This is a genomic window from Pseudomonas berkeleyensis (assembly GCF_014109765.1).
GTDB classification, from domain to species: domain Bacteria; phylum Pseudomonadota; class Gammaproteobacteria; order Pseudomonadales; family Pseudomonadaceae; genus Aquipseudomonas; species Aquipseudomonas berkeleyensis.
The window spans coordinates 1088524-1104842 of the sequence record NZ_CP059139.1; the positions used below are offsets into that span (position 1 = coordinate 1088524).

Annotated in this window: 17 protein-coding genes and 1 other RNA gene; 14 read left to right on the forward strand and 4 right to left on the reverse strand. The window is 62.1% G+C overall.

What is annotated here, in order from left to right; genetic code table 11:
• Positions 1–90 precede the first annotated feature (90 nt).
• The 5 genes from petA to HS968_RS05035 all read left to right on the forward strand — a co-directional run bounded on the left by petA (position 91) and on the right by HS968_RS05035 (position 3893).
• Positions 91–684, forward strand: coding sequence for a ubiquinol-cytochrome c reductase iron-sulfur subunit (gene petA, locus HS968_RS05015; protein ID WP_106738908.1), 594 nt, complete (start codon positions 91–93; stop codon positions 682–684).
• Complete coding sequence (locus HS968_RS05020; RefSeq protein ID WP_179623931.1) at positions 684–1895, forward strand: cytochrome b; 1212 nt, start codon at positions 684–686, stop codon at positions 1893–1895. The genes petA and HS968_RS05020 overlap by 1 nt, the downstream gene beginning before the upstream one ends.
• Complete coding sequence (locus tag HS968_RS05025) at positions 1895–2674, forward strand: cytochrome c1 (protein WP_179623932.1); 780 nt, start codon at positions 1895–1897, stop codon at positions 2672–2674. The genes HS968_RS05020 and HS968_RS05025 overlap by 1 nt, the downstream gene beginning before the upstream one ends.
• A gap of 167 nt (positions 2675–2841) precedes the next feature.
• Complete coding sequence (locus HS968_RS05030) at positions 2842–3459, forward strand: glutathione S-transferase N-terminal domain-containing protein (protein ID WP_182370425.1); 618 nt, start codon at positions 2842–2844, stop codon at positions 3457–3459.
• Positions 3460–3476: 17 nt separating this feature from the next.
• Entirely contained in the window at positions 3477–3893 is a 417-nt protein-coding gene (locus HS968_RS05035; RefSeq protein ID WP_182370426.1) for a ClpXP protease specificity-enhancing factor, read from the forward strand.
• A 63-nt stretch (positions 3894–3956) separates the two neighbouring features.
• On the opposite strand, the gene HS968_RS05040 is transcribed toward HS968_RS05035, so the two are convergent.
• Genes HS968_RS05040 through HS968_RS05055 form a run of 4 tightly spaced genes read right to left on the reverse strand, consistent with a single transcriptional unit; the run spans position 3957 to position 7270 of the window.
• Entirely contained in the window at positions 3957–4490 is a 534-nt protein-coding gene (locus HS968_RS05040) for a BON domain-containing protein (protein WP_182370427.1), read from the reverse strand.
• Positions 4487–5080, reverse strand: a complete 594-nt coding sequence (locus HS968_RS05045; protein ID WP_119694812.1) for a phosphoheptose isomerase — start codon at positions 5078–5080, stop codon at positions 4487–4489. The genes HS968_RS05040 and HS968_RS05045 overlap by 4 nt, the downstream gene beginning before the upstream one ends.
• Positions 5081–5105: 25 nt before the next feature.
• Positions 5106–5465, reverse strand: a complete 360-nt coding sequence (locus HS968_RS05050; RefSeq protein ID WP_182370429.1) for a YraN family protein — start codon at positions 5463–5465, stop codon at positions 5106–5108.
• Entirely contained in the window at positions 5462–7270 is a 1809-nt protein-coding gene (locus tag HS968_RS05055; protein WP_182370430.1) for a penicillin-binding protein activator, read from the reverse strand. Before HS968_RS05055 ends, HS968_RS05050 begins: the two co-directional genes overlap by 4 nt.
• 89 nt (positions 7271–7359) lie before the next feature.
• Between HS968_RS05055 and rsmI the strand changes: the two genes are divergently transcribed.
• The 9 genes from rsmI to mraY all read left to right on the forward strand — a co-directional run bounded on the left by rsmI (position 7360) and on the right by mraY (position 16313).
• On the forward strand, positions 7360–8259 hold the full coding sequence (gene rsmI, locus HS968_RS05060; protein ID WP_182370432.1) for a 16S rRNA (cytidine(1402)-2'-O)-methyltransferase: 900 nt from the start codon (positions 7360–7362) through the stop codon (positions 8257–8259).
• Positions 8260–8317: 58 nt separating this feature from the next.
• An RNA gene (rnpB, locus tag HS968_RS05065) (RNase P RNA component class A) lies at positions 8318–8676 on the forward strand.
• A gap of 311 nt (positions 8677–8987) precedes the next feature.
• Positions 8988–9443: a division/cell wall cluster transcriptional repressor MraZ gene (mraZ, locus tag HS968_RS05070; protein ID WP_031303041.1), complete on the forward strand. Its 456-nt coding sequence runs from the start codon at positions 8988–8990 to the stop codon at positions 9441–9443.
• 2 nt (positions 9444–9445) lie between these two features.
• A complete protein-coding gene (gene rsmH / locus HS968_RS05075; protein ID WP_182370433.1) occupies positions 9446–10390 on the forward strand; it encodes a 16S rRNA (cytosine(1402)-N(4))-methyltransferase RsmH in 945 nt (314 codons plus the stop codon).
• Between the two features lie 20 nt (positions 10391–10410).
• A complete protein-coding gene (ftsL, locus tag HS968_RS05080) occupies positions 10411–10680 on the forward strand; it encodes a cell division protein FtsL (RefSeq protein WP_218886868.1) in 270 nt (89 codons plus the stop codon).
• Positions 10677–12404, forward strand: a complete 1728-nt coding sequence (locus tag HS968_RS05085) for a peptidoglycan D,D-transpeptidase FtsI family protein (protein WP_119694806.1) — start codon at positions 10677–10679, stop codon at positions 12402–12404. The genes ftsL and HS968_RS05085 overlap by 4 nt, the downstream gene beginning before the upstream one ends.
• Positions 12404–13867, forward strand: a complete 1464-nt coding sequence (locus HS968_RS05090) for a UDP-N-acetylmuramoyl-L-alanyl-D-glutamate--2,6-diaminopimelate ligase (RefSeq protein WP_182370434.1) — start codon at positions 12404–12406, stop codon at positions 13865–13867. The genes HS968_RS05085 and HS968_RS05090 overlap by 1 nt, the downstream gene beginning before the upstream one ends.
• Positions 13860–15230 (forward strand): UDP-N-acetylmuramoyl-tripeptide--D-alanyl-D-alanine ligase, encoded by a 1371-nt coding sequence (locus HS968_RS05095; RefSeq protein WP_182370435.1) that lies wholly within the window; start codon positions 13860–13862, stop codon positions 15228–15230. Before HS968_RS05090 ends, HS968_RS05095 begins: the two co-directional genes overlap by 8 nt.
• Positions 15231–16313, forward strand: a complete 1083-nt coding sequence (gene mraY / locus HS968_RS05100; RefSeq protein ID WP_119694803.1) for a phospho-N-acetylmuramoyl-pentapeptide-transferase — start codon at positions 15231–15233, stop codon at positions 16311–16313.
• Positions 16314–16319 lie beyond the last annotated feature (6 nt).

Here is a 16319-nt window from a genome sequence, read left to right on the forward strand (position 1 = left end):
CTTTACCATTTGGCGAATTTTTTGCGCGGCCCGATTTTTACTTAGTAGAGGCCTGAACAACAGGCCACAAAGCTGATGGGAGACGACTGAATGAGCAATGACGGCGTGAATGCAGGCCGGCGTCGCTTCCTGGTTGCAGCCACCTCCGTGGTGGGTGCTGCAGGAGCGGTAGGTGCTGCGACTCCGTTCGTGGGGTCATGGTTCCCCAGTGCCAAGGCCAAGGCGGCCGGTGCACCGGTGAAGGTGAACGTCAGCAAGATCGAGGCGGGTCAGCAGATGGTTGCTGAGTGGCGCGGTCAGCCGGTGTTCATCGTGCGCCGTACCGAGGAGATCCTGGCTAACCTGACCAAGATCGAAGGCAGCGTAGCTGACCCTGAATCCGCTGCTTCCGTGCAGCCGGAGTACGTCGACAAGAAGACTCGCTCGATCAAGCCCGAACTGCTGGTGCTGGTCGGTCTGTGCACTCACCTGGGTTGCTCGCCGTCCTTCCGTCCGGAAGTGGCTCCGGCCGATCTGGGCGCCGAGTGGGTCGGCGGTTACTTCTGCCCCTGCCATGGTTCTCGTTACGACCTCGCTGGGCGTGTCTACAAGGCGCAGCCGGCTCCGCTGAACCTGCCGGTGCCGCCCTACAGCTACGAGACGGATGATGTGATCATCATCGGTGTGGACCAGGAGAAGGCCTGATGAGCAAATTCATGGAATGGGTGGATGCGCGCTTCCCCGCCACCAAGATGTGGGAAGACCATCTCTCCAAATACTACGCACCGAAGAACTTCAACTTCTTCTACTTCTTTGGCTCGCTGGCACTGCTGGTGCTGGTCAACCAGATCGTTACCGGTATCTGGCTGACCATGAGCTTCACGCCGTCCGCCGAGGAAGCTTTCGCCTCCGTCGAATACATCATGCGTGATGTCGAGTACGGCTGGATCCTGCGCTACCTGCACTCCACCGGCGCTTCGGCGTTCTTCGTGGTGGTCTACCTGCACATGTTCCGCGGCCTGCTCTACGGCTCCTATCAGAAGCCGCGCGAGCTGGTGTGGATCTTCGGCATGCTGATCTACCTGGTGCTGATGGCCGAAGCCTTCATGGGCTACCTGCTGCCGTGGGGCCAGATGTCCTACTGGGGTGCCCAGGTGATCATCTCGCTGTTCGGTGCCATCCCGGTAATCGGCGATGACCTGACTCAGTGGATCCGTGGCGACTACCTGATTTCCGGCATCACCCTGAACCGCTTCTTCGCCCTGCACGTGATCGCGCTGCCGATCGTTCTGCTCGGCCTGGTCGTGCTGCACATTCTGGCGCTGCACGAAGTTGGTTCGAACAACCCTGATGGCGTCGACATCAAGAAGTTCAAGGACGAGAACGGTGTGCCGCTCGATGGCATCGCGTTCCACCCTTACTACACCGTGAAAGACATCGTCGGTGTTGTGGTCTTCCTCTTCGTGTTCTGCTTCGTGGTGTTCTTCTTCCCGGAAATGGGTGGCTACTTCCTCGAGAAGCCGAACTTCGAAGCGGCCAACCCGTTCAAGACGCCTGATCACATCGCTCCGGTTTGGTACTTCACGCCGTTCTACGCGATCCTGCGTGCGGTGCCGGACAAGCTCCTGGGCGTTATCGCCATGGGCGCTGCAATCGCTGTGCTGTTCGTCCTGCCATGGCTGGATCGTAGCCCGGTCAAGTCCATGCGTTACAAGGGGTGGCTGAGCAAGATCTGGCTGGTGATCTTCTGCATCTCCTTCGTCATCCTCGGCGTACTGGGTGTGTTGGCTCCGACCCCGGGTCGTACCCTGCTGTCGCAGATCTGCACGTTCCTGTACTTCGCGTACTTCATCCTGATGCCGTTCTACACCAGGATGGAGAAGACCAAACCGGTTCCGGAAAGGGTGACTGGCTGATGAAAAAGCTCTTCGCTGCATTTGTTTTCGCTGCGCTGCCGGCCCTGGCCATGGGCGCTGCCAGCAACTATCCGCTGGACAAGGTGGATATCGACCTGCGCGACAAGGCTGCCATGCAGGATGGCGCGCGTACTTTCGCCAACTACTGCATGGGTTGCCACTCGGCCCAGTATCAGCGCTACGAGCGTGTTGCCGATGACCTCGGTATCCCGCACGAAGTCATGCTGGAGAATCTGGTGTTCAACGACGCCAAGATTGGTGACCACATGAAGATCGGCATGAAGCCGGCCGATGCCAAGGCATGGTTCGGCGCGGCACCGCCCGATCTGACTCTGGTCGCTCGTGTGCGTGGTACCGATTGGCTGTATACCTACCTGCGTACCTTCTACGCTGACCCGACTCGTCCGTTGGGCGCCAATAACAAGGTGTTCCCGAACGTGGGTATGCCCAACGTGCTGGTCAGCCTGCAGGGCAATCAGGTCATTGGTTGCAAGCAGGTTCAGGTAGTGGATAACGGCAAGAAGCAGTTCGACCCGTTGACCGGTACGCCGATCACCCACGAGGCCTGCGATCAACTGACCGTCGAGCCGAACACCGGCAAGCTGAGCGAAGCCGAGTTCGACGAAAAGGTGAAGAACCTGGTGACCTTCCTGGCCTACTCGGCCAACCCGGTCAAGCTGGAGTCCCAGCGCATCGGCACCTATGTGCTGCTGTACCTGGCGTTCTTCTTCGTGTTCGCCTACCTGCTCAAGCGTGAGTACTGGAAGGACGTGCACTAAGTCGTTCGACCTGTGACAAGCAAACCTGCGCGCCCTTCATGGGCGCGCAGGTTTTTATGCCTTCCATACCTGACGGTTTCCTTGTGAGTCCGTCGCCTGCGACGTCAGAAATTGCTCACGGCAATTTTTCGTGTTTCTGGAAAACCAAAAAAGCGAGGAGGATCGCCATGGCGGTGACCAATAGGTTGACCTGCTACTCCGACCCCGCCGATCACTATTCCCATCGCGTGCGTCTGGTGCTCGCCGAGAAAGGTGTCAGCGTCGAGATCGTCGATGTCGAGCTGGGCCGTTGCCCACCCAAGCTGGCTGAAGTGAACCCCTACGGCAGCGTGCCGACCCTGGTCGATCGTGACCTGGCGTTGTACGAGTCGTCCGTGGTGATGGAGTATCTGGACGAGCGCTATCCGCATCCGCCGTTGTTGCCGGTCTATCCGGTGGCGCGTGCCAATAGTCGCCTGCTGATGCATCGTATCCAGCGTGACTGGTGCGCGCTGGTCGACCGTATTCTCGACAAGCGCACCAAGGAGGTCGAACGCCAGCTGGCGCGCAAGGAGCTCCGTGAGAGCCTGACGGGTGTCTCGCCGCTGTTCGCTGACAAGCCGTTCTTTCTCAGTGAGGAGCTGAGTCTGGTGGATTGCTGTCTGCTGCCGATTCTCTGGCGCTTGCCGCTATTGGGAATCGAGTTGCCGCGCCCGGCCAAGCCTTTGCTTGACTACATGGAGCGTCAGTTCGCTCGTGATACCTTTCAGGCCAGTCTTTCCGCTGCCGAGCGCGCAATGCGCTGAGACTTAGGAGGAAAACCATGAATTCCAGCCGTCCTTACCTGGTTCGTGCGCTTTACGAGTGGATAGTCGATAACGACTGCACGCCGCATCTGCTGGTCAATGCCGAATACACCGGCGTGCAGGTTCCGTCGGGTTTCGCTAGTGATGGTCAGATCGTGTTGAATGCGTCGCCCAGCGCGGTTCGTCAGCTGCACATGGACAATCAGGCGGTGAGTTTCGAAGGGCGCTTTGGCGGTGTGGCTCATACGCTGTATATCCCCGTACCAGCGATATTGGCGATCTATGCGCGTGAGAATGGTCAGGGCATGGTCTTCGACGTGGAACCGCCGGTTGCCGGTGGTCCGGAAGAGTCGGGCCCGGACGATGACGGGCCTGACGGTGGTGGCGAGCCGCCACGCCCCAGTGGTCGGCCGAGCCTCAAAGTGGTCAAGTAAGACGTGTACCAATGAAAACGGGGCGCCAGTGGCGCCCCGTTTTGTTTGCTGTACTTGAGCGACTCAGTTGGTGTACTCGAACAGTCGCACCACTTTCTGCACGCCCGATACGCTCTGTACGACTCGCGTGGAGGCGTTGGCCTCTTCGCGGGTAACCAGGCCGAGCATGTAGACGATGCCGTTCTCGGTGACCACTTTGACGCGTGTGCTCGGCACACTGGCGTCGCCGAGCATCTGGGCCTTGATCTTGGTGGTCAGCAGCGAGTCATTGCTGCGTGCCAGCAGCGATGCAGGGTGTTGTACTTGCAGTTCGTTGTAAACCTTCTTCACGCCTTGTACGCGACGCGCAGTCTGGGCGGCCAGATCCTTCAGTTCGCTGCGTGGCGTCTGGCCGGCGAGCAGGATCACACCGTTGTAGCTGGTGACGACGATGCGCGACGTGGGGGTGGACAGGTCGGCGTGAGCGTTGCTGATCTGCGATGCCACATCCGGGCCGAGGAACTGGTCGTCGATCTTGTTGCCGATGCTGCGGCTGCCGCAGCCCGCGAGCACCAGTGAAAAGGCCAGGGCGGCAATGATCAGTGCGGAACGTTTCATTCTTCACTCCCAAACAATTGACTATCGATCAGGTCGCACAGGCAGTGGATGACCAGCAGGTGGACTTCCTGGATACGTGCGGTGACTTTGGCCGGAACGCGGATTTCCACGTCCTCGGGTAAGAGTAGCGAGGCCATACCGCCGCCATCGCGTCCGGTGAGGGCTACAACGGTCATCTCGCGATCATGTGCAGCTTGAATGGCCTGGATGACATTTGCCGAGTTGCCGCTGGTGGAAATGGCCAGCAGCACGTCGCCAGGTTGGCCGAGTGCGCGAATCTGCTTGGAGAAAATCTCGTTGTAGCTGTAATCGTTGGCGATCGAGGTGATGGTCGAGCTGTCGGTGGTCAGGGCGATGGCCGGCAGGCTCGGGCGCTCGCGCTCGAAGCGGTTGAGCAGTTCGGAGGAAAAGTGCTGGGCGTCGCCCGCTGAGCCACCATTGCCGCAGGTAAGAATCTTGCCCTCGTTGAGCAGCGCCTGAACCATCACCATGCTGGCGTGCTCGATGTAGGGAGTCAGGACTTCCATGGCCTGTTGCTTGGTGTCGATACTGGCTTGGAAGAGCTGGAGGATTCGGGATTGCATGTCCATCGGATAAACCTTGAGTGTGCGGTCTTCAGGCGTCGAAGGCGTTCTTGATCCAGTCGAGATGTGTGGCGCCGCCAGTGCTGATGGCGACCACGTCGAAGCGGCAGGGGTGGCGTGCCCAGCGAGACTGCTGCTGGAGGAAGAGCTCGGCGGCCATGATCAACTTGCCACGCTTGCGCGCATCGACACTCTCCAGGGCGCCGCCCCAGGCGCTGTGACGGCGGGCGCGGACTTCGACGAATACTACTGTATCGCCATCAAGCATGACCAGATCGAGCTCGCCCTGACGACATCTCCAGTTCTGTTCGATCAGGCGCAAGCCGTTCCGTTCCAGATGCTGACGTGCCGCCTGCTCGGCGGCACGGCCCAGATCGTTGTGGGTGCTCAATTGATGCTGTCGGGGAGTCGCTGAACCTGACCGCCACGGAACTCGGCCCACGGCAGTTGGCGCTCGATGCGTTGTGCCGGGTTCAGGCTGAGGCTGCCGGACAGGCCATCGATACGCGACTCCGGCAGTGCCTTGAGTTGTCCCAGGCGTGGTGCCAGGCGATAGGCGTCGACGCCCATGGCGTAGAGGCGGCCGAGGCTGCCACCGGCTTGCGGCCACTGGTTGCTGACTTCCTGGCGCAGCGGTGCGTGGGCGTCCAGCAGCCATGGGGTTTCGCAGAAGCGGATGCCCTCCAGATCCTGGTACTGCGCCTGGCTGTGGGCGCCAGTGAACAGGTGCGAGGTGGCGTAGACCGGTACGTCGCCTGCGTACTGGAAGGCCAGGGTCGGCTTGATCTGTTGCGCCTGTTGCGGGGTCGCTGCCAGGAAGATGAAATCGACGTCCTGGCGACGTGCGGGCTGCGCATCCAGGCTGGTGCCCAGGGTGTTCTGCAGGCGGCGGGCGCGTGCTTCACTCTCGCGCAGTTGGAACAGGTCGGCGATCTGCCGGGCCAGTTCCACTGGTTGGTCGACGTGCTCGGCAGCGATCAGGGTGCCGCCCTGGGCTTGCCAGCTCTGGCGGAAGGCATCGAGTACGCGGTCACCCCATTCGCCGCGAGGCACCAGGGCCACGGCGCGGCGCATGCCGTCGTTCCAGGCACGACGAGCGACTTCGCGGGCTTCGTCTTCGGCGGCCAGGCCGAACTGGAATAACTGCGCTGGGCCTTCCTGGCTGGAGTCGCTGTAGTTCAGTGCCAGGGTGGTGATAGGCAGTTGTTCGCGGTCACTCAGCTGTTTGACCAGAGGCTTCTCCAGTGGGCCAACCACCAGTTGCACGCCGTCGGCCTGTGCCTGTTGGTAGAAGGCGTCCAGCGAGCCGATGCGGGCGCTGTCGTAGAGTTTGATGTCCGGCGGGTTTTGACCGGCCTGCTGCGCTTCGTAATGAGCGGCGAGGAAGCCGTCACGCAGGGCGCGTGCGACGCTGGCCAATTGGCCTTCCTGGGGCAGTAGCAGGGCGATGCGGGTCAGTGGTTGGCTGGCCAGTTCGCGCAGTTTGCTCAGTGCCTCTGGCAGTTGTTCGGCTGCCGGGTGTTGCGGGTTCTGGGCGACCCACTGGTCGATGGCGGCTTGCTGCTGTTCCAGTGTGGCGCCACTTTTGGTGGCGCGAGCCAGTTCCAGCCAGCCGGCCAGGTCGCTGTCGGCACCTGCGGATGTCTGGGGTGGCAGGTTGGAGACCAGTGCCCAGATGTTCTCGTGGTTGTCGCGGGCGGCTTGGCCGCTCAGCAGTGGGGCAATGAACACGCGTTCGCGGGCAGCGGCCAGGGTCTGGCCATCGGCCTCCAGTGCGCGGGCGCGAACCAGCTGAGTGCGGATCTGCTGTTCCACCGGCAGTTCGCCCAGGCGTTCCAGGCTAGGGTGTTGCAGTGCCTTCAAAGCGCTCTTGGCCTGCTTGCGCTCCAGAGCCAGCTCGGCCTTCAGCGTACTGGCGAAGATCTGTTGCGCGGGTTGCAGGCTGGCGATGTCGATCTGTTCCAGAATGCGTGCGGCGCGCGCTACGTCTTTCTGCTGGTAGGCCTGGTCGGCGGCGGACAGGCGCAGCAGGGCGGCTTGCTCCGGCTTGCTGGCGTCGGCTTGCTGGAGCATCTGCTCGATACTGGCCTGCGGGGTGCGCGGCAGCTGGCCCAGGTTGTTGGAGGGCGAGCTGGCGCAGGCGGCGAGCAGGCCTGCCAGAACGAGAGCAGAAAGAGGGCGCAGGCTAGCGATCATCGGGTCATCCTGATACTTGAGCAAAACGAGCGGCGATTGTACCCAAGGGTCGAGATCCATGCGATGCCGCCGGGACTTAACCGGCTAGAATGAGCGGTCTTTCAATTAACGAGGTGTTTCTTGTGACTCAGCCCGCTGTCGCCAGTGTTCAGCCCGGCACCTTATATGTGGTCGCCACACCAATCGGCAATCTGGACGACATCAGTGCCCGGGCGTTACGGATTCTGCGGGAGGTGGCGCTGATCGCTGCCGAGGATACCCGTCACTCCGCCCGCTTGATGCAGCATTTCGGCATTGCGACGCCCTTGGCTGCCTGTCATGAGCACAATGAGCGTGAGCAGGGCGGTCGTTTCATTGCCCGGCTGGAGGCTGGCGAGGATGTGGCGTTGATCTCCGATGCGGGGACGCCGTTGATTTCCGATCCGGGTTTCCATCTGGTTCGTCAGGTACGCGCTGCTGGTTTTCCGGTGGTGCCGGTGCCAGGTGCTTGCGCATTGATCGCTGCGCTTTCGGCTGCTGGTCTGCCATCGGATCGTTTCATCTTCGAAGGTTTTCTGCCGGCCAAGGCAGCGGGGCGTCGTTCGCGGCTGGAGCAAGTGCGTGAAGAGCCGCGCACATTGATCTTCTACGAGGCGCCGCATCGCATTCTTGAATGCCTGGAGGATATGCGCGCGGTTTTCGGGGGTGAGCGACAGGCCTTGCTTGCCCGCGAGCTGACCAAGACTTTCGAGACGCTGAAGGGATTGCCGCTGGATGAATTGTGCGCCTGGGTTGCCGCTGACAGTAATCAGCAGCGGGGCGAGTGCGTGGTGCTGGTGGCTGGTTGGCAGGCGCCGGAAGGTGATGAAGCGGTGAGCGCCGAGGCGTTGCGGGTGCTTGACCTGCTGCTGGCGGAAATGCCGCTCAAGCGCGCAGCCGCGTTGGCGGCGGAGATCACCGGGGTGCGCAAGAATGTGCTCTATCAGGTCGCGCTGGAACGCAAGGGTTAGGTGTAAGCCGTCGGTCTGGCTTGCAGCTTGCCATCACCCCCGGTACCCTTGCCGGCGGAGAGTCGATCGGACAGTCGCTGCCTTGTTTCGTTCCGCGAAGCGGGGGGGAGGAAAGTCCGGGCTCCATAGGGCGGAGTGCCAGGTAACGCCTGGGAGGCGTGAGCCTACGGAAAGTGCCACAGAAAATAACCGCCTAAGCGCTTCGGCGCCGGTAAGGGTGAAAAGGTGCGGTAAGAGCGCACCGCACGGCTGGCAACAGTCCGTGGCCAGGTAAACCCCACTCGGAGCAAGACCAAATAGGGTTCCATTGGCGTGGCCCGCGCTGGAACCGGGTAGGTTGCTAAAGACGTGCAGTGATGTACGTCGTAGAGGAATGGCTGTCCTCGACAGAACCCGGCTTACAGATCGACTCTCCACCTTTCTTCTCCTCGTTGTGCACTTCTAAATCCCCGCCCGTCTGATACCGAAAAAATCTTACTCTTAAGAAACTACTTTAAGTTTGATTTTCAGCTCGCTGGAATGGCTGGATTTTGCGTGTCGTTTTTCCCTCCTGGCATCGTTTTTCTCCTCGCTTTTGTTCGCTAAATCTCCGTCCTGTAAGGATTTTTCCCTTCTGACGCGCCTTGACGGTGGGGCGTACGCGTTCCTATAGTGTGCGCGAGTGGTAAAAAGTGGCATGAAGTGGGTTTTTATGGGCATGGAAAGCTAATTACAGGGGAAGCGCAGCCGTGTTTCGCGGAGCTAACGCCATCAGTCTCGACGCCAAAGGGCGCCTCGCGATGCCGAGTCGGTATCGTGACGAGCTCGTTTCGCGTTGTGCAGGCCAGCTCATCGTCACCATTGATGCTGTCGACCCCTGTCTCTGTGTCTATCCGTTGGCCGAATGGGAGCTGATCGAGAACAAGCTGCGCGAGCTGGCTTCCTTTCGTGAAGAGAACCGCCGCCTGCAGCGCTTGTTGATCGGTAATGCCGTCGATCTGGAGCTTGATGCCAGTGGCCGCTTCCTAGTGCCGCCGCGTCTGCGCGAGTACGCCAAGCTGGATAAGCGCGCGATGCTCGTCGGCCAACTGAACAAGTTTCAACTCTGGGATGAAGATACCTGGAATGCCGTAGCCGAAGCCGACCTGGCCGCCATCAAGCAGCCGGGTGCCCTTTCCGATGATTTGCGTGACTTGATCCTGTGACCATGACCGATAGCAGCTTCCGCCATATTACTGTGCTGCTCGACGAGGCCGTCGAGGGCCTCGCTGTGCGCGCGGACGGTTGCTATATCGATGGCACCTTCGGGCGTGGCGGGCACAGTCGGTTGATCTTGCAGAAGCTTGGCCCAGGTGGGCGGCTCTTGGGGTTCGACAAAGATCCCCTGGCGATAGCCACCGGGGAAGCATTGGCGGCCGAAGACGGCCGCTTTGTCGTTGTGCAGCGCAGTTTTGCGGAACTTGGCGAGGAGTCCGTTGTCCGCGGCCTGGCCGGCTCTGTCTCGGGCATCCTGCTCGACCTGGGCGTCTCTTCGCCACAGCTGGATGATCCCGAGCGCGGTTTCAGTTTTCTCAATGACGGCCCGCTGGACATGCGCATGAATCCGGATGCCGGGGTGAGTGCCGCTGACTGGATCGCCATGGCGGACGAAGACGAAATCGCGCGCGTGCTCAAGGATTACGGCGAAGAGCGCTTCGCCAAGCGTATGGCGCGTGCCGTGGTGCAGCGCCGCGCTGAGCAGCCGTTCACCCGCACAGCTGATCTGGCGCAAGTGCTCACCGTTGCCAATCCGGCCTGGGAAAAGGGCAAGAACCCAGCAACGCGTGCGTTCCAGGGTATCCGCATCCACGTCAACAACGAACTGGGCGATCTCGAACGTGGCCTGGACGCAGCGCTGGAAGCACTGGAGGTGGGTGGGCGCCTGGTGGTGATCAGCTTCCATTCGCTGGAAGATCGCATCGTCAAACAGTTCATGAAGCGTCAGGCCAAGGGCGAGGCAGACAAGTTGCCGCGCGACCTGCCGATCATTCCCAAGGCATTCGAGCCGCGTCTGAAGCTGATTGGCAAGCCGGTCTATGCCGGCGATGCCGAGCTCAAGGCCAATCCGCGCTCGCGGAGTGCGGTGATGCGCATTGCGGAGAAGTTGCGGTGAGCCGCCGTCTGGTTCGCTCCATGCCCAGTGGCAGCTTTCTGATGCTGCTGTTGTTCATCGCCATTCTGCTTTCTGCGTTGGCGGTGTCCTACAGCGCTCACTGGAACCGTCAGTTGCTCAACGAGCTGTATGGCGAGCTCAGCGTGCGCGACAAGGCGCAGGCTGAATGGGGCCGGCTGATTCTCGAGCAGAGCACCTGGACTGCGCATAACCGCATCGAGGCGCTGGCCACCGAGCAGTTGAAGATGCACATCCCCGATCCTGCCGCCGTGCGCATGGTGCAGCCATGATCGGCCTCGAAGGCGCGCTCTACCCCTGGCGTTTCCGCCTGGTGCTGGCGCTGCTCGCCCTGATGGTCGGCGCCATTGCCTGGCGCATGCTCGACCTGCAGGTGCTCGACCACGACTTCCTCAAGGCGCATGGCGATGCGCGCAGCGTGCGCCACATTCCTATTCCTGCACACCGCGGCCTGATCACCGATCGCAACGGCGAGCCACTGGCCGTCAGTACGCCGGTCACCACGCTGTGGGCCAATGGCAAGGAGCTGCAGGCCGGGCGCGAGCAGTGGCCTGCACTGGCAGCCGCTCTGGGTCAGGAGCCGGGCAGCTTCGCGGCGCGTCTGGAGCAGAACAAGGAGCGCGAGTTCATGTACCTGGTGCGTGGCCTGACTCCCGAGAAGGGGCAGAGCGTGCTGGATCTGAAAGTGCCTGGCGTTTACGCCATCGAAGAGTTTCGCCGTTTCTACCCGGCAGGTGAGGTGGCGGCCCATGTGGTTGGCTTCACCGATATCGACGACCGTGGCCGCGAGGGCATGGAGCTGGCCTATGAGGAGTGGCTGGCCGGCATTCCGGGCAAGCGCCAGGTACTCAAGGATCGGCGCGGCAAGTTGATCAAGGATGTACAGGTTGCGCAGAACGCCAAGGCCGGCAAGGCCTTGGCGTTGTCCATCGACCTGCGCCTGCAGTACCTGGCGCACCGCGAGTTGCGTAACGCACTGCTGGAAAACGACGCCAAGGCTGGCAGCCTGGTGATGGTCGACGTGAAGACCGGCGAAGTGCTGGCCATGGTCAACCATCCGACCTACAACCCCAACAATCGCCGCAGCCTGACCCCGGCAGCGATGCGTAACCGCGCGATGATCGATGTGTTCGAGCCAGGCTCGACCATCAAGCCACTGTCGATGGCCGCTGCCCTGGAAACCGGTCGCTGGAAACCCAGCGATGTGGTGCAGGTGGGCAATGGCAGCTTGCAGATCGGTCGCTACACCATTCGTGACGTGTCCCGTACCCAAGGGCCTGCGCTGGATCTGACCGGCATCCTGATCAACTCCAGCAACGTCGGCATGAGCAAGGTCGCTTTCGACGTGGGTGGCGAAAATCTCTATCAGGTCATGAGCAATCTGGGCTTCGGTCGAGACACTGGCCTGGGCTTCCCAGGCGAGCGCGTCGGTAACCTGCCGAACCATCGGCAATGGCGCCAGGCGGAAACCGCGACCCTTTCCTATGGCTATGGCTTGTCGGTGACCGCGGTGCAACTGGCGCATGCCTACGCGGCACTGGGTAACGGCGGTGGCATGGTGCCGCTGTCGATGATTCGTGTGGATCGCAAGCCGAACGCGATGCAGGTGGTGCCGACCGAAGTGGCCAAGACCCTGCAGGGCATGCTGCAGCAGGTGGTCGAAGCGCCGCGTGGTGTGTTCCGTGCGCAGGTGCCTGGCTACCACGTTGCCGGCAAGAGCGGCACCGCCCGCAAAACCAATGCCGGCGCCAAGGGCTACCAGACCAATTCCTATCGCTCTCTGTTCGCGGGGTTCGCTCCCGCGCAGGATCCGCGCATCGCTCTGGTCGTGGTCATCGATGAACCCGGCAAGGGCGCCTATTACGGCGGCCTCATTTCCGCTCCGGTATTCAGTCGCGTCATGGCTGGGTCGCTGCGCTTGATGAATATCGCACCGGACAACCTGCCTGCGCCTGAGCAGAAGACGGCAGCCATCGGTCAGGGAGGGCGCCTCTGATGCCCATGCCACTCAATCAATTGCTGCCGGCCGCCGAGAGCTCGGTGCTGATTCGTGAACTGACCCTGGACAGCCGCAAGGTGCGTCCGGGCGATCTGTTTCTGGCCGTGCCCGGTACGCAGCAGGATGGTCGCGTGCATATCGCCGATGCCATCGCACGTGGCGCGGCTGCCGTGGCCTTCGAGGCTCAGGGCGCAGCGCCGATGCATGCAGAGAGTGCTGTGCTAGTGCCGGTCAAGGGCCTGGCTGGGCAACTTTCGGCCATCGCCGGGCGTTTCTATGGCGAGCCGAGCCGTGGTTTGCACCTGCTTGGCATCACCGGCACCAACGGCAAGACCAGCGTCAGTCAATTGTTGGCTCAGGCCTTGGATCTGCTGGGCGAGCCTTGTGGCATCGTCGGTACGCTGGGCAACGGTTTCCACGGCGCGCTGGAGCAGGGCAAGCACACCACGCCTGACCCGGTTGGCGTGCAGGCGACCCTGGCCGGGCTGAAGCAGGCCGGTGCACGCGCAGTCGCCATGGAGGTGTCTTCCCATGGTCTCGATCAGGGCCGGGTTGCCGCGCTGGAGTTCGACGTGGCGGTGTTCACCAACCTGTCGCGTGATCACCTCGATTATCACGGCAGCATGGAGGCGTACGGCGCCGCCAAGGCCAAGCTGTTCGCCTGGCCGAACCTGCGTTGCCGAGTGATCAACCTCGATGATGCCTTTGGTCGTGAGCTGGCTGCCAAGGGCCACGAGTCCCGCCTGATTGGTTACAGCCTGAACGACGCCAGCGCCTTCCTTTATTGCAGCGAAGCGCATTTTGATGATCACGGCGTACGTGCGCGCCTGGTTACGCCACGTGGCGAAGGTGTGCTGCGCAGCAATCTGCTGGGCCGCTTCAACCTGAGCAACCTGCTGGCTGTGGTCGGCGCCTTGCTCGGCATGGACTACGCCCTCGACGAAGTGCTCAAGGTACTGCCGAAGCTGCAGGGGCCGGCCGGCCGCATGCAGCGACTGGGTGGCGGCGACAAGCCGTTGGTGGTGGTCGATTACGCGCACACGCCGGATGCCCTGGAGAAAGTGCTCGAAGCCATGCGTCCGCATGTCGATGGGCGTCTGATCTGCCTGTTCGGCTGTGGTGGTGATCGTGATCGCGGCAAGCGTCCATTGATGGCGGCAGCGGCCGAGCGCCTGGCCGATGTGGTTTGGGTGACCGACGACAATCCGCGTACCGAAGACCCGGCGCAGATCGCCGCCGACATCCGCGCCGGCTTCGTCGCGCCGGAGGCGGTGCACTTCATTCACGGTCGCGGCGATGCCATCGCGCGCTTGGTCGCTCAGTCCGAGGCTGCCGATGTGTTGGTGCTGGCCGGTAAGGGCCATGAGGATTATCAGGAGATCATGGGCGTGCGTCAGCCGTTCTCCGACCTGACCGAAGCGAGCAAGGCCCTGGCGGCCTGGGAGGCAGCCCATGCTTAAGCCCTGGTTGCTCAGTGAAGTCGCTGCCGACCTGAATGCACGCGTCATTGGTGCCGATGCGGCCTTCTCTGCTGTTGGCACCGACAGCCGCAGCATTGCCGCTGGCCAGTTGTTCGTAGCGCTCACCGGCCCACGTTTCGACGGCCATGATTATCTGGCTAACGTGGCCGCCAAGGGCGCCGTTGCCGCGCTGGTCGAGCGTGAAGTGGCGAATGCGCCGCTGCCGCAGTTGCTGGTAGCTGATACCCGTTTGGCGCTCGGCCAGCTGGGTGCGTTGAATCGCCAGGCGTTCGCCGGCCCGCTGGCCGCAGTGACCGGTTCCAGCGGCAAGACCAGCGTCAAGGAGATGCTTGCTGCGATCCTGCGTGCGGGTCTGGATGGCGCCGTGCTGGCTACCCGCGGCAACCTCAACAATGATCTCGGTGCGCCGCTGACGCTGCTGGAGTTGGCGCCGGAACATCGCGCCGGGGTGATCGAACTGGGCGCCAACCATGTCGGCGAGATTGCCTACACCGTCAGCCTGACGCGGCCGCAGGTGGCGATCATCACCAACGCTGGCAATGCCCATGTCGGCGAATTCGGTGGCCCGGAAAAGATCGTCGAGGCCAAGGGGGAAATCCTCGAAGGCCTGCCGAGCGATGGCGTGGCCGTGCTCAATCTGGATGACAAGGCCTTCGTCACCTGGCAGCGCCGCGCTGCCGCGCGCAACGTGCTGAGCTTTGCCCTGCGTGATACCCGCGCCGACTTCCACGGCAGCGATCTGGCCCGTGATGAGCGTGGTTGCCAGGGTTTCACCTTGCGCAGTCCTGCTGGCAGCGCACGCATCCAGCTCAACCTGCTCGGTGAACACAATGTGGCCAATGCACTGGCTGCCTGTGCCGCCGCTCATGCCCTGGGTATGCCGTTGGTCGCGATGGCTGAGGGGTTGAAAAATCTGCAACCGGTCAAGGGCCGCGCCGTAGCGCAGTTGGCGCCGAATGGCGTGCGGGTGATCGACGACAGCTACAACGCCAACCCCGTGTCGATGTGCGCGGCGGTGGATATACTCGCCGGCTTCTCCGGTCGCACCGTCCTGGTGCTGGGAGACATGGGCGAGCTGGGCGAGTGGGCCGAACAGGGCCATCGCGATGTCGGCCGCCATGCTGCAGGCAAGGTCGATGCGCTGTATGCCGTCGGCCCACTGATGCGTCATGCGGTCGAGGAGTTTGGCTCAAAAGGCCGCCACTTCGTCGATCAGGCCGAGCTGATCGAAGCGCTTCGCGCCGAGCGGGCCGGCAGCACACTACTAATCAAGGGTTCACGCAGCGCTGCCATGGACAAGGTCGTGGCGGCGCTGTGTGGCGTATCTGGGGAGATTCACTAAATGCTGCTGCTGCTGGCGGAGTACCTGCAACAGTTCCACAAGGGTTTCGCGGTCTTTCAGTACCTTACCCTGCGCGGCATCCTCGGCGTGCTCACCGCCCTGGCGCTGTCGCTGTGGCTCGGCCCGTGGATGATCCGCACCCTGCAGGTGCGTCAGATCGGCCAGTCCGTGCGCAACGATGGCCCGCAGTCGCATCTGTCGAAGAAAGGCACGCCGACCATGGGCGGCGCGCTGATCCTTACCGCCATCGCTGTCAGCACCCTGCTCTGGGCTGACCTGTCCAACCGCTACGTGTGGGTGGTGCTGGCCGTGACTTTGGCGTTCGGTGCCATTGGCTGGGTCGACGACTACCGCAAGGTGATCGAGAAGAACTCGCGTGGCCTGCCAAGTCGCTGGAAGTATTTCTGGCAGTCGGTGTTCGGTCTGGCTGCGGCTGTCTTCCTTTATATGACCGCGCAGAGCCCGGTGGAGACCACCCTGATCCTGCCGCTGTTGAAGGATGTCGCCATTCCCCTGGGCATCGGCTTCGTGGTCTTGACCTACTTCGTCATCGTCGGCACCAGCAATGCGGTGAACCTCACCGACGGCCTCGACGGTCTGGCCATCCTACCGACCGTGATGGTTGGTGGGGCCCTGGGCATCTTCTGCTACCTGTCGGGCAACGTGAATTTCGCCGAGTACCTGCTGATCCCTTACGTTCCGGGCTCCGGTGAGCTGATCGTGTTCTGCGCCGCACTGGTCGGCGCCGGCCTGGGCTTTTTGTGGTTCAACACCTACCCGGCGCAAGTGTTCATGGGCGATGTCGGCGCGCTGGCGCTCGGCGCCGCGCTGGGCACCATTGCCGTGATCGTCCGCCAGGAAATCGTGCTGTTCATCATGGGCGGCGTGTTCGTGATGGAAACCCTGTCGGTGATCATCCAGGTCGCCAGCTTCAAGCTGACCGGCAAGCGCGTGTTCCGCATGGCGCCGATTCACCACCACTTTGAACTCAAGGGCTGGCCCGAGCCACGCGTGATCGTCCGCTTCTGGATCATCACCGTGATTCTCGTGTTGATCGGCCTGGCCACCCTGAAGCTGAGGTAATAGAGC